Origin of the sequence: Teredinibacter sp. KSP-S5-2 (genome assembly GCF_032773895.1) — a bacterium.
GTDB lineage: Bacteria > Pseudomonadota > Gammaproteobacteria > Pseudomonadales > Cellvibrionaceae.
The window spans coordinates 3,577,947-3,590,795 of the sequence record NZ_CP120416.1 but is presented as its reverse complement, the minus strand read 5'-3'; the positions used below and the strand labels follow the sequence as shown (position 1 = coordinate 3,590,795).

Annotated in this window: 11 protein-coding genes; 7 read left to right on the top strand and 4 right to left on the bottom strand. The window is 44.3% G+C overall.

What is annotated here, in order from left to right; all coding sequences use genetic code 11:
* Positions 1-85 precede the first annotated feature (85 nt).
* The 5 genes from P5V12_RS15355 to P5V12_RS15335 all read left to right on the top strand — a co-directional run bounded on the left by P5V12_RS15355 (position 86) and on the right by P5V12_RS15335 (position 6,676).
* A complete protein-coding gene (locus P5V12_RS15355) occupies positions 86-934 on the top strand; it encodes a glycoside hydrolase family 18 protein (RefSeq protein WP_316953964.1) in 849 nt (282 codons plus the stop codon).
* 314 nt (positions 935-1,248) lie between these two features.
* Positions 1,249-2,415 carry an alcohol dehydrogenase-like regulatory protein ErcA gene (ercA, locus tag P5V12_RS15350; RefSeq protein ID WP_316953963.1) on the top strand — a complete coding sequence of 389 codons (1,167 nt, stop codon included), beginning with the start codon at positions 1,249-1,251 and terminating at the stop codon, positions 2,413-2,415.
* Entirely contained in the window at positions 2,399-4,195 is a 1,797-nt protein-coding gene (locus P5V12_RS15345) for an EAL domain-containing protein (RefSeq protein WP_316953962.1), read from the top strand. The genes ercA and P5V12_RS15345 overlap by 17 nt, the downstream gene beginning before the upstream one ends.
* A gap of 332 nt (positions 4,196-4,527) precedes the next feature.
* On the top strand, positions 4,528-5,646 hold the full coding sequence (locus P5V12_RS15340) for a hypothetical protein (RefSeq protein WP_316953961.1): 1,119 nt from the start codon (positions 4,528-4,530) through the stop codon (positions 5,644-5,646).
* Between the two features lie 13 nt (positions 5,647-5,659).
* A complete protein-coding gene (locus P5V12_RS15335) occupies positions 5,660-6,676 on the top strand; it encodes a hypothetical protein (RefSeq protein WP_316953960.1) in 1,017 nt (338 codons plus the stop codon).
* Positions 6,677-6,725: 49 nt separating this feature from the next.
* On the opposite strand, the gene P5V12_RS15330 is transcribed toward P5V12_RS15335, so the two are convergent.
* Complete coding sequence (locus P5V12_RS15330) at positions 6,726-7,349, bottom strand: hypothetical protein (protein ID WP_316953959.1); 624 nt, start codon at positions 7,347-7,349, stop codon at positions 6,726-6,728.
* A 288-nt stretch (positions 7,350-7,637) separates the two neighbouring features.
* On the bottom strand, positions 7,638-8,540 hold the full coding sequence (locus P5V12_RS15325; RefSeq protein WP_316953958.1) for a LysR family transcriptional regulator: 903 nt from the start codon (positions 8,538-8,540) through the stop codon (positions 7,638-7,640).
* Between the two features lie 110 nt (positions 8,541-8,650).
* Here P5V12_RS15325 and P5V12_RS15320 point away from each other — a divergent pair, with 110 nt between their 5' ends.
* Both P5V12_RS15320 and P5V12_RS15315 read left to right on the top strand, forming a co-directional pair.
* Positions 8,651-9,055: a DoxX family protein gene (locus P5V12_RS15320; protein WP_316953957.1), complete on the top strand. Its 405-nt coding sequence runs from the start codon at positions 8,651-8,653 to the stop codon at positions 9,053-9,055.
* 10 nt (positions 9,056-9,065) lie between these two features.
* On the top strand, positions 9,066-9,860 hold the full coding sequence (locus P5V12_RS15315; protein WP_316953956.1) for a class III extradiol ring-cleavage dioxygenase: 795 nt from the start codon (positions 9,066-9,068) through the stop codon (positions 9,858-9,860).
* A gap of 96 nt (positions 9,861-9,956) precedes the next feature.
* On the opposite strand, the gene P5V12_RS15310 is transcribed toward P5V12_RS15315, so the two are convergent.
* Together P5V12_RS15310 and P5V12_RS15305 are read right to left on the bottom strand one after the other, a co-directional pair.
* Positions 9,957-10,268, bottom strand: coding sequence for a DUF1244 domain-containing protein (locus P5V12_RS15310; RefSeq protein ID WP_316953955.1), 312 nt, complete (start codon positions 10,266-10,268; stop codon positions 9,957-9,959).
* 25 nt (positions 10,269-10,293) lie between these two features.
* Complete coding sequence (locus P5V12_RS15305; protein ID WP_316953954.1) at positions 10,294-12,660, bottom strand: DUF748 domain-containing protein; 2,367 nt, start codon at positions 12,658-12,660, stop codon at positions 10,294-10,296.
* Positions 12,661-12,849 lie beyond the last annotated feature (189 nt).

Sequence of the window (12,849 nt, the reverse complement as noted above, 5' to 3'; positions counted from 1 at the left end):
TAAGCACGAAAATTCACACGTGCCTTTCTCCTATAGGCTAGCTTAATTGCCATACCCATTGAGACCATCCCTCTGGAGGTTTGGCATGAATACACGGTTAGTCACTTATTACAACAACGGCTCACAATCTCTCGATCAGGCGATATCTCTCCCATACACCGATGTGATACTCGCATTCATATTTTCTCGGCCGGAAGCACCATTAAACTGGCAGCTTGGTGGTGGGATCGCAGCCACATCGACCTCGCTTACCTCGACTACCCGGCAGGCGATACAAGAGTTACATGAAGCGGGAAAGAAAGTGTTGATTTCGTTTGGCGGCGGCGAAATGTCTTCTGCGGCATATCAGGCTCTGGTCGGGCATGAAGACGAGTTGGCCAAATCGATTGCCGACTTTGTGCAAGAGAATCAGTTGGACGGCGTTGATATCGATTGGGAGGATACCGGGGCATTCACTGGTGTCGCAGGTTACAGTGGTGTGAATTTTCTGATCAGTCTGACCAAGAATCTTCGAGAATCCCTTCCTGCCGAAAAGTTTGTGATCAGTCATGCGCCGCAGCCACCCTATTTACAGCAGGGCAGTGGTATGGATGGGTACATACAAGTGATGGCCGAAGTTGGCTTGCTGATTGATTGGTTGAATGTGCAGTTTTATAACAACCACCCTTGGAGTAGTAACCCTGAACAAATTATTGCCGCTTGTAAGGCTTTCTCGGCCTTGCCAGGTATCACCGCTGAGAAAATACTGGTTGGCTTACCAGTAACCGAGCATGATGCCGGTTCCGGGTATTTGCCCATTGCAACTATTGTGGAGCAGGTAATAACACCGCTGAAAGCTCAGGGGGATTTTGGCGGTATGATGAACTGGCAGTTTTCCAGTGATCAGCAATATTTCTGGGCCAGAGAAGTTGGTAGAGCTCTGGGGCTGAAATAACACGTCTTTACACCACTGTTTAGATTGGGCGGTGGGGCATGGCGTTGCGGGGTATACCACCCTTTGGCGCCATTCTCTTTGCGTTATTTGATCTAACAAAATGGTTTTTGCCAAGCGGTTAACTAAACTTCTAGTACTGGGATCTACTTCAAAACGAGAGGCTCAAGTCCATTTGGACGCTATGTGCCCCAAACATCGCCGAAACTGGCTCTAACAGGCGTCTGCTCGCGCGTTTTGCTACAGCAGGTGTGCTGTCTCGTCTTGAATCCGACCCCGTGAATCACGCGTCGTGGATATATCTTCGAGGTTATTGGATGAGCTATGCGCAAGTTTCGGACTTGAGAAAGTTTGTATCGCCAGAAATCGTATTCGGTGTGGGTGCGAGAAGGTCAGTCGCGAATTTTGCACGCAACTTTGGTGCCCGGCGGGTTTTTGTTGTTTCGGATCCTGGGGTTCAGGCTGCAGGTTGGCTGGAGGATGTCACGGAAAGCCTGGCTGAGGCCGGGTTGGAATGGGTCGAATTTACCGGTGTTTCGTCTAATCCACGCACCCACGAGGTGATGGCAGGCGCAGAGCTATATCGAGAATCCCAGTGCGATGTCATCGTTGCCGTTGGCGGGGGTAGCCCGATGGACTGCGCGAAGGGCATTGGCATCGTGTCCGCCAATAACAAACCCATTATCGATTTTAAAGGTGTCGATACTATTCCTGTCGCCATTCCTCCGTTGGTTTTTATTCCCACTACCGCAGGTTCATCTGCTGACGTCTCTCAGTTTGCCATTATTTCCAATCCGGAAGAACGAACCAAGTTTGCCATCATCAGCAAAACCGTGGTGCCTGATGTGGCACTCATTGACCCGGAAACGGCCACCACTATGCCCTCGTTTTTGACCGCGTGTACCGGGGTTGATGCATTAGTGCACGCCATTGAAGCCTTTGTTTCCACGGGTGCCGGGCCGTTAACTGATATGAACGCGCTGGATGCGATAAAACTGATTAATAATAGTTTGCCCAGACTCATTCAAACGCCGGACGATCTCAAGCTGCGTGAAGATATTATGCTCGGCTCATTGAAAGCGGGCTTAGCGTTTTCCAATGCTATTCTGGGTGCGGTACATGCGATGTCCCATAGCCTCGGTGGCTACTTGGATTTACCTCATGGTTTGTGTAATGCCATGTTGTTAGAGCATGTGGTTGCCTACAATTATGAGCGGGCACAAGAGCGCTTTAAAGTGATTGCCGAAACAATGGGTATTGATACCAGAGGATTAACTGCAAACGAAATCAAACCTCGCTTGCTACAACAGCTTGTGCAATTGAAAGCCGAGGTGGGAATATGCCAAACGTTATCTGTAAGCGGTGTGCATAAAGCTGATATACCTTTCCTGTCTGCGAATGCCATTTTGGACCCATGCTTAATCACGAACCCAAGGCCGTCTAACCGACGGGATATTGCAACGGTTTATGAAGAAGCACTCTAAAGACAATCAGGACGAGCTGACAAAGCTGATCGGGCTGGGCACCCTGTCCGCACGCAAGACCTATTACCCCCAGCTTATTAAAAAACTGGATGAGCTTGAAGTTGAAAAAAATCGCTACAAGTGGCTATTCGAAAATGCACTACATGGCATAGTGCACGCCGAGTTAGATGGCAAGCTGCTACAGGTAAACCCTGCATTTGCCCGCATATGTGGTTATGCTGACAAAAGTGCTGCGCTTAGCAAAGTAAAAAACATCACCACGCAACTTTTCTATTTTCCCCATGAGTACCAGGAATTCAAACAACGGCTACTCAAAGAAAAAAGAATAGAAGATTTTCAGGCCTGTTTACGTAAATTTCCCAAAGAACCCATTGTGGTGTCCATCAATGCGTTATTGAAACCCTTGGAAGGAAAAGGCTTTACCTTCGAAGCATTTTTGCAAGATATAACGCTACAAAAACGATACGAAGAAGAAGTACATCGGCTTGCTTATTTTGATTCTCTCACTGGATTACCCAATCGACGAACGCTCATAAAAAAAATCGATATCGCCATTAAGCAGGCAAAGGAAAGCGAGCTTATGGGAGCTCTGCTCTTTATTGACCTGGATAATTTTAAAAATCTGAATGATACGCGGGGGCATACAATTGGTGATGCCATGTTGAAGGAGGTGGCAAATCGATTAAGTGGTTCTGTTTTGGATTGTCAATCGGTTTATCGCATCGGTGGTGACGACTTTATAGTTATGTTGGAAGGTTTGGGAAACAATAAAAAACAGGTGCTTGATAAGGCCACCGTTGTGGCAAAAAAAATACAGTCTGCATTTGAGAAAACCTTCTCTATATGTGAAGTGAATTTTCGCTCGTCCTGTAGTATCGGTATCACACCCTTTGATGGAAATGACTTGAGTGATGATGTAATGACCCGCTCTGATATGGCAATGTATCAAGCGAAATGGTCTGGTAAAAATACGTTTAAATTCTTTGACTCTGGTGAACTTGCGCCACAGTTTAATATGGCAGAGTTGGAAGTTGAGCTGAGAAACGCGTTAACGCAGAATCAATTTCAACTTTATTATCAAGCACAGTACTGTTCTGGAAAACTGTGTGGTGCCGAAGTCCTGTTACGCTGGATGCACCCGGAACGAGGTGTTATCTCACCAATGCAGTTTATTCCCTTGGCGGAGGAAACCGGTTTAATGGCATCTATCGGACACTGGGTCATTGAGCAAGCCTGCCATCAGTTAGGGAAATGGGCGGCTGACGAAAACACTGCTGGGTTAAAGCTGGCGGTTAATGTCAGTGCGCGACAGTTCAGTGAGGTGGATTTTGTCAGTAATATTCAACATGTGTTGGATATGGAAAACGTGCCCCCCAATAAACTCAAGTTGGAAATCACGGAAAGCCTGCTATTGGTGGATATCGAATCCGCGATAGAAAAAATTGAACAGCTGCACACAATGGGAGTGCGTTTTTCCCTGGATGACTTTGGTACAGGTTACTCTTCATTAGTGAATTTAAAGCGATTACCTCTGGATCAAATAAAAATCGATCGAGCATTCGTTAAAGATATTATCAGTGACAAGAGCAACAGCAAAATTGTTCAAACTATTATTGCTCTGGCGAATAACCTCGGTCTGAATGTGATTGCAGAAGGCGTCGAAAATGAACCTCAAAGAGAGATATTGACGTCTCTGGGCTGCTCCGACTTCCAGGGTTTTTTGTTTGGTAAACCTGTGTGTTTGGATCAATTTGAACTGGAACATGTAAACAGGCAATAAGTAGCGGTTTTCTCCAGCCTCGCACAGTTTAGTGCTGGATCTTCTATCATTCCCAATTTTTATGGGCTATGCCTTTTGTGCCGGCTATCCGGTATATAAAGACATGTACCTGTAGGTATTGAATATTATAAAAAATACGTAGCGGTATTGTCGTGTTCGGTAAAGTGTGTGCGAGGTGGCGTCAATAACAGAATTTATGTTTTTGATGACGTTTTTTGGCAAAAAAAAGTTTATTTTTTATTAATCAAACAAGGTCGAAAAGCATTCTGTTTTTCCCCACTATAGCGCCTCTAAACTGATCTACCGTGATACTTTATTACAAGGATGTCGTTATGATTCGTCTACCGATCTTTATACTTATTCTTTTTGTAAGTATTGGCATTTCTGCCAACACTTATGACTTGTCTACACCAATTAATAAATCCGAACTCACTTTGGATAAAGTGCTTTACATTCTGCCGAAAGAAAGCAACGCGCATAAACGTGATTGTGTTGATCAGTCCTCCTACCACACAGGTCAACTTACTCTGGATAATACCAATGAAATTGATCAGTACCGGTGTGTTCGTTGGGTTCAATCTTCGGGACGAAATATCGGTCACTATAAATTCCGCGCGATAGATAATCGTTTCTTTCAGGTGTCTGTGCCCTATCTGACTTGGGTGTCGGGGGATTTTCATGTTATCGGGGAAGACCCATTGGATGAAGTGTATTTTCCCCGGCTTTCCTGGGTTGGTGGTGATGTGATTCTGGATATGCGTAATAACCTGGAATATGTTGATACGCCATACCTTAAAAAAGCCAAAAAGCTCAAAGTGCATTTTCGAACCAATAATGTGGATTTGAATGGGCAGAATGCATTAACTGAACTGACAACGCTAGAGTTGCAAAATGAAACTCAGGATAACAATATTTTATTAAATGGCCTGGCGAACTTGAGCTTGTTGCAAAACTACCATATCTACGGTGGTAGCGTGCAAAATACCGAATCCAATACAGATCCCTCCGATGGCGGCTTTCTGGAAAAGCTCCTAACTGTAAGTGGTAACCTGTTTATTTCTGCTTACTATATGCCAAGGTTGTATGGTTTGGGCAGTATTTCAGAAGTGGTGGGGAACTTGACTATCACTAATACCACAGCAATCAGTAGCGGATTAAATGATCTTAACGGGTTGGAAAAAATCGAACGTGTCGGTGGCGTTTTTTCGTTAAATAAGTTGGATGACTTACAAAATACATCTGGCGTGGGTAAGCCTCAGGTTGGAGGTTTAACGATTGAAGATAACCCAATGCTCACCAGTTTGCAGGGCTTGTACGATGTCTACATTGTTGGTGCTGGAAGCTTAAAAATACACAATAATGACCAGTTAAGTTGTAATGAAATAACCAGCTTTGTGCAACACATGCAGAGCAAAAACCCCAATATTGTCGTTTCTATATCCGGTTGCTAAAGGAGAAGCAAACATGAAAAAGGTATTCATACTTCTGAGTTTACTCTGTTCTATAACAACCGGTGCTTCTGCTTATAGTGAGATTGTTCAGCTAAATCCGCAGGTTATCCTGTTTCCAATACTGGACCTGGATTACCTCAAGGAATGTAATGTTCGTAGAAGCGTGCACAATGCTGTTCACACAGGTAACCTTACTTTAAATACCGCGGCGGACGTTGAAAAGTATCGATGCGTTAAAGAGGTAACGGGTAATTTGACAATTGACCTGGATAATAAAATTACGATTTTCTATTTACCCTGGTTGGAAAAAGTAGGTGGAAAACTATCATTAGAAGCCGGTGCGTATTTTAATGTCGGTAAGTTTTCCAAGTTGCATACGGTATCCGGCTCAATTGTTATCAACAATCGTCCACGTTCTGCGCATTGGTGGTTTCCTGCCCTAAAAAAACATAACGGCACTCTTGAGGTAGTCGCTGGCGTGCTGAATGATTTAACCGGTTTTGAATCGTTAGAGTACCTCGGCAAGCTGTATTTAAGAACTCATCCGAATGATATCTGGGGGCCGTTTAAATTTTTCGGCCTGGATGTGTTAACAAAAATGGGGCGCCTGGAATACAGTTTAAGGGAGGGCGAGGTAAGTGGTAGTTTTCTCAGCCAGCTCGTTCAAGTTGAAAGTAATGTCGACATTCAGTTACGGAACTCTTCCTTGTTTGGTCTGGGTAGTATTCAATCTATTGGTGGTCGTCTGAAAATAACGCAATCAGACTGGGTTTATAATCTTAATAATCTCGCAAGTTTGCAGGAAATTGGCAGCCTTTATCTGGATGATAACCCAAGCTTGAATAATGTGAATGCGTTAAATAACGTTGACTTCCCTGCGAACGGGTATCTCAAAATTACCAATAATGGTTCGCTTGCTAATTGTGATGCTAAAACACTGGTGCGTAATTTAAGGCAAAGCCCGAACTGGAATAGTTTTAACGGTAGCAATACCTATGTTTATGGTAATGGTTATCCCGACTGTAATTAGTGCCATCGGTTATCACCACCTCTAACTGAGGTGGTGATGGCAATATAAACTACACATCATCGACACGAATATATTCGTACTTCCATGTTTCGCCTGTCCATTTAACAAAAATTAAAATGGCCTGATTCACAAATGGGCCGGGAAACGTAAACTGCGGGACTAAGTCAATGAGAAATACCCGAGTGGCTGGCATAAATGGATAGTGCTTTAAAGAAATGTTCGTTGTATATGCTCGGTCCCCCTGGGTAGTGATCTCACAGATGTCATCCACCGGTGTGGCATCAGGATGCATAATCACTTCTCGTAACTTGATCTCTTTTATTCGATCTACTCCAGTTAAATAAGGTAGGAGATTCGGATGTGCCTCATTGGCAGGCTTGTCTTCAAACGATGTAATCGGAGTAGTGCCAAGTGAACAGAAATTTCGTTGATATACCCCTTGAATTTGGAAAATAATTTTATCCTTCTTGTTGTAGAGTGCTTTAATACTGTCGAATTCTTTGAGGGAGTGAATATGATCTTCTCTGCCGATGGTGGCGGTGATTTTATCTGGAACCAGATTTACGGTAGGTTCTATTGCGACTAAGTCCTCTCCAGATACCGGTTGCGAAATAGCATGAGCAGAAAAACAAAATAATATAGACGTAAATAATGTGAGTATTTTTTTGTTCATTGTCGGTTCCTTTCTTGTAGATGGTAGGTTGGCCAAGTTGATAGACAAAAGGAGTCCGCTAAACCATTTTGTGATTTAGTGTTTGTCTAAAAATAATTGGCTGAGTGCTTAACGACGTTGAATAAAAAATCTTTAAAATAAAATGACGTGGAAATCTAACTGTTTTCGTCAAAATAAAAAAATGATTAAAATCATCTAAAAATAAATATATTGGGCAAAAATGGTGCTAACAGAATTGTTCGTGTGAGTAGATCAGAACTAATCGCACACTTAGTGTGCGATAATTCTTTAAGGTTCCCAGTAGGGGGCGTCTGAAAAATACTGAGCAAGAAAATCAATAAATAAACGCACTTTGGCGGATAAGTATTGCCGATGAGCATATACGGCATACAGGTTGAGTTGCTTTGGTGAATAGTCGGTCAGTACTGCTTTTAGCTTTCCAGCTTGAATGTCTTTTCCCACAATAAATGTGGGTTGTAATATCAAGCCTCCACCGGCAACGGCGGCATGCCTCAAGGCGTCACCGTTATTTGCATTAAAATGTCCATTTACTTTGACCGTAAAGTCTTTTCCGTCTTTGGTAAACGACCACGTATTTTTCTCTTCTTGATAGGTGTAATGCAGGCAGCGATGATCCGCCAGTTCTTCTGGGCTTTGGGGCACGCCAAATTGTTCAAGGTACATGGGAGAGGCACACACCAATAAGCGAATAGGGCACAGTTTTTTGGCGACCAGATTGGAATCTTTTAATTGGGATATACGTAACGCCAGGTCGTAACCCTCAGCAACAATATCCACTTCGCGGTCATTTAAGGTTAAGTCCACGGTAATGCCCGGTTGAGCATACTGAAAGGCGGCAATCGCCGGAGTCAGGTGGGTGATGCCGAAGGACATAGGGGCATTGATTTTTAATCTCCCTTTGGCCTGTTGTGTGGCGTGACTCATGGCCGCTTCCATATCGTCAATATCCCACAAAATCTGTTGGCAGCGGTTGAAATAGGCTGCGCCGGCCTCGGTCAGGCTCAGGTTTCGTGTTGTCCGTGTGAGCAGGCGGGTATCCAGCCGTGCTTCAAGATGGGCCACATATTTACTGATCAGTTGGGGGGATTTGCCAAGTTGATCGGCGGCCAGGCTGAAAGAGCCTTGGTTTACGACGGTCACAAAAGCGCGCATGTTGTCTAACGTATCCATATTATCAACATAGCATGGATATAAATTAAATAAAAACGGTATTTAACAACATTGAGTTGATAGATAGTCTATAGCGACTGAATGATTTCACTGAGAAACAGGAGAAAGAGATGAATAAGTTCTATCAACCGGATTTAGCGGCTTTGTTGTTACGTGTGGGCTTGGGCGTTATGGCGTTGGCACATGGTTTATTAAAAGTGTTGGTCTTTACCCCGGAAGGCACCGTGGGCTTTTTTGCGTCGATGGGGTTGCCCGCGATACTGGCTTATCTCACCATTTTTATTGAGGTCGTAGGCGGTATTGCGCTGATTATTGGTGCTTGCTCCCGCTGGGTTTCTGCCAGTATGGTTCCGATTTTATTGGGTGCGACCTTCCTCGCTCACTGGCAAGCTGGCTGGCTTTTTTCCAATCAAGGTGGCGGTTGGGAATTTCCAATGTTCTGGACCCTGGCATTGGTTGTGCAGTTTTTCCTGGGCAATGGCCGGTATGCAGCTCCACTTCCCGGAAATAAATAAGGCGATGCCCATGATGAATAAGACAGCGAAGACAATGCCAGCCCTGTTTATTTCTCATGGGGCGCCGAACTTACCCACAGAGGACATCCCAGCAAAACACTTTTTGGCTGAGCTTGGTTCTACTTTGAATTCCCCTCGGGCGGTGTTGGTTGTTTCCGCCCATTTTCACTCTGAAAGAGTCTGTGTGCTGAGTTCTGAACAACCTGACACCGTGCATGATTTTTATGGTTTTGCCCCGGAATTACATGCTATGCAGTATCCGGCGCCGGGTGATAAATCGCTTGCTCTGGAAATTTATTCCCTGCTTCAGCAGGCGGGCATGGATGTGGTTTTGAATGAACGCCGGGGGCTGGATCACGGTGCCTGGGTTCCGTTATCCATCATCTACCCCAAGGCAGATATTCCTGTGGTTCAGGTATCCATCAATACGCATCTTACTCCAGAGCATCACTACCGGCTGGGGCAAATACTGAAACCCTTAAGGCAATCCGGTGTGCTTATTATCGGATCGGGTGGAGCGAGCCATAATCTGAGTGAATTGGATTTACACAGCAATACGCCACCAGTGTGGGCGCGCGAATTTATAGATTGGTTACATCACGCTATATTGGCAAAGAATATTGATGCGTTATTGGATTACCGACGGCTTGCACCGCATGCCGTTCGTAACCATCCGACAGAAGAGCATTTGTTGCCGCTATTTGCTGTGTTGGGTGCGATGGAGTTGGATGAACAGGTTGAACGCATTCATCATAGCTATATCTATGGCGCATTAAATATGGATGCGTACCGGATTAGCGCCTAATTTGATACGCAGTGCGGGAAAGCACTGCCATGCGCGAAGGTTTATGCGAACCCTTAAGATTCAGGGGGCTTACACAGCCCCGCTAAATTGGTTTTTCTACTTATTTTTCTTTGCTTCAAAAGCCTTCATTTGCTCTTCGGTCGCAGGTAGCTGATATTTATCTTTCCATTCGCTGTATGGCATACCGTAAATACGTTGCCGTGCGTCTTCATAATCCAGTTCTATTCCCCGTTCTTCCGCTGCCGCTTTGTACCATTTACCCAGACAGTTACGACAAAAGTTGGCAAGAATCATCAAGTCGATGTTTTGTACATCCTTATTCTCGTCCAGGTGTTTAAGTAGGCGGCGAAAGGTCGCGGCTTCAATTTCCGTTTGTTGTGTTTTATCCAGTTCTTGTAGTTGGCTCATTTTTTTCTCGAAATATTTTTTTGTGTTAGATAGAAAATTCGATTCTGGGTTTGGCTTTTTTGCTGCGATCAATTTCCGGTGAGCAAAGTAACAATCGACCACTGCTGATTTCGCTATTACTTAGTATGTATTGCTTAAATTTTTCCTGTCTTTGTTGGGCAAGTGTTAATACTGCACTTAAGTGTTGTTCGTCGTTCAGATCCGTTTTTTCCACTTCCGACGCAATACCCAAACCACAGACTTTAAGTTGTAGCTTGGGTTTGTCTTGCATGAGCTGAATAAATTGTTTGGCGAATATCTGCTGGGCTTCGGTTTGAATCTCTGTTTCACCCGGTGCATAGTTGAGGTCTTCCACTCTGACCTTAAGCGCATATTCGCCAGCCATTTGCACAACCGACACCACATTGGCATAGGGCACAAAGGTTTTCATTAAATAAGATTTAGAGGTAGAAAGTACTGCTTTCCTTACTGCAAGTTGGACAAAACTTCGAACCCCAAAGCTCGGGTCATCCACACTACCGGTCATGGGTACGGAAAGCTTAATATTGCCATGCTTATCTTTTAACATACCCAATGCAACGTTCAGCGGAATGGTGGTTTGGTCTTTCAAGGACGATTTCTCATACTCGTCTGCGCCACTGAAGTCTGCCCCTCTCAGGTTAAAAACCATGTTGCCTTTTATCTGGTTTTTTTCGATTTTACTGTTTACATCAATGTCCAGTTGGCCGGCCTTGATATCGATACCAAGTTGGTTGGTCATGTAAGGCGAATAAATGGGCAGCGACACCTCTTGCGTTTTCAGGTTAATGTTGCCATTTTTTTGTTCCGCAAAAAGCGTGAATTCAGATTTGCTGACCAGTTTGGTGTATTGATCTACATGGATACTGAGGTCCAGTTTGGTCAGCATATCAGTATCGCGACTGTTGACATCGTTAATGGTCAAACGGTCAATTTTGTATTGCTGTTTGAATCTGGGTTTAACGCTTCGATCTTCAACATCAAGGAAGCTATTTCCGGTAATGCGAATTTCCTTAATATGGAAGGTGGTAGCGGGCGTTTTTTCCTCATCACTATCTGTTGTGGTTTCACTGGTTTCTGATGGTTCCTTTTCCTCTCCTGTGGGGGAGTCAAAAGAAAGGTCGACCAGGTTAGCCAGTTGTTTTTGCTGGTTGATGAATAACGCATTCTCCAGAGAATCAATAACAATTGCATCGGCGGTCAGGTGGTTTTCCTGTAGCTGAACTTTTTCCAAGGCCAGGTTTTTAATTTTGGCGAGTGGTGAACCTGAGGTTTTTGTTTCACCTTCAACCAGTTTGGAAAATTGGAAGTCTGTCAGCTCTGCAGTATCAATCGATACGGCGGTGTCTTTCCAGTTGACCTGACTTTGGGGTAATTTAAGTCCCGCGAATGCAAGCACCGTATTACCCGTTGCTTTCTCCTCTATATTCAATTTTTCCAGCTGAGTCGTTATGCTGAGATTCTGGTTCGCGTTATCCAGAATAAGTTGCTCAATGGTGATTTCATCCAGAGCTAAATGGCGTTGTTTCTCGGACGCTTTTTCCCCAATTTCCAACCCTTGAATCACACTGGCGAGTGTCAGTTGTTGTTTACCTATGTCGTATGCTAACTGGTTGAGTTTAATTTCGTTTATATTCAGAAGCGGTTTGTAGCCGGTTGCTTCTTCTAAATGTAACTGGTTCAGTTGACTGGTTAAATGGATTTGCTGGTTTATGCCATCGACATGCAAGTCATTCACATCCAGCTTTTTCAATGCAAATTGTAAATTACGCTCGTCCAGTGTTTGGATCTCAAGTTCACGTAATAGGAAATCCAGGGTAAAGCTTTGGTTGCTGATATCCAGTGTGGTTTTGCTCAGGTCAAAGCGATTGAGTTTGGTTTGAACTTTTTGCCCGTCAATATTGAGTTCAACCAAACTGTTTGTGGCAACAAAATATGGAAGGCGTAGCGGGCGCATATCCCTCGGTTGATCGGAGACAGCTGGTTGCGGTTCGCTCTCTGGTAACTCAATTCCAGTTAGGGAAAACTTGCCCTGGTTAATCTCGCCATTGACATAGATGCCGTCGAGTTCAATTTTATCCACCACCAAGGTATTGCCAAAAATTGAGCGTAAGCTGAAATCCACCACAATATTTTTGGCCGCCAGTATTGGCTCTTGTTCTTCCGTCAATAATGTTACGTTTTTTAACTCGAGCTTGGCTCGGAAGGGGTTTAGCCTCAAATAGGGTTTCTCTGCAAAGGTTAGGCGGTATTGCTCAAGAATCGGCTCGGCCAGTATCGGTGCCAGGTTGGGTGATTGCCACCAGACAACAAAAGGAAAGGCGATGAGTATGGCTGCCAGAACAGCAAATAAAATTGAGAGTGCTTTCTTCATGTAACTTCTATCCAGAAATTGGACTGATGACAAATTAACCAATGTGTGGGTGCAGAATGCTGCTTTAAGCTCAGCGTGTTAAACCATGTTAGTTCGTCACGGTGTCAGTTTGCAGACATGCCTGAATACAGCCCGACAGTATATTGAATGGGGCATCGTTTGACTAACCGCAGCTTGGTGAGTCACAGA

Coding starts and splice junctions, on each gene's coding strand:
- P5V12_RS15325 (WP_316953958.1), bottom strand. CDS start 8,540: ATGGATACGTTAGACAACATGCGCGCTTTTGTGACCGTCGTAAACCAA.
- ercA (WP_316953963.1), top strand. CDS start 1,249: ATGAGCTATGCGCAAGTTTCGGACTTGAGAAAGTTTGTATCGCCAGAA.
- P5V12_RS15315 (WP_316953956.1), top strand. CDS start 9,066: ATGATGAATAAGACAGCGAAGACAATGCCAGCCCTGTTTATTTCTCAT.
- P5V12_RS15320 (WP_316953957.1), top strand. CDS start 8,651: ATGAATAAGTTCTATCAACCGGATTTAGCGGCTTTGTTGTTACGTGTG.
- P5V12_RS15355 (WP_316953964.1), top strand. CDS start 86: ATGAATACACGGTTAGTCACTTATTACAACAACGGCTCACAATCTCTC.
- P5V12_RS15310 (WP_316953955.1), bottom strand. CDS start 10,268: ATGAGCCAACTACAAGAACTGGATAAAACACAACAAACGGAAATTGAA.
- P5V12_RS15345 (WP_316953962.1), top strand. CDS start 2,399: ATGAAGAAGCACTCTAAAGACAATCAGGACGAGCTGACAAAGCTGATC.
- P5V12_RS15335 (WP_316953960.1), top strand. CDS start 5,660: ATGAAAAAGGTATTCATACTTCTGAGTTTACTCTGTTCTATAACAACC.
- P5V12_RS15340 (WP_316953961.1), top strand. CDS start 4,528: ATGATTCGTCTACCGATCTTTATACTTATTCTTTTTGTAAGTATTGGC.
- P5V12_RS15330 (WP_316953959.1), bottom strand. CDS start 7,349: ATGAACAAAAAAATACTCACATTATTTACGTCTATATTATTTTGTTTT.
- P5V12_RS15305 (WP_316953954.1), bottom strand. CDS start 12,660: ATGAAGAAAGCACTCTCAATTTTATTTGCTGTTCTGGCAGCCATACTC.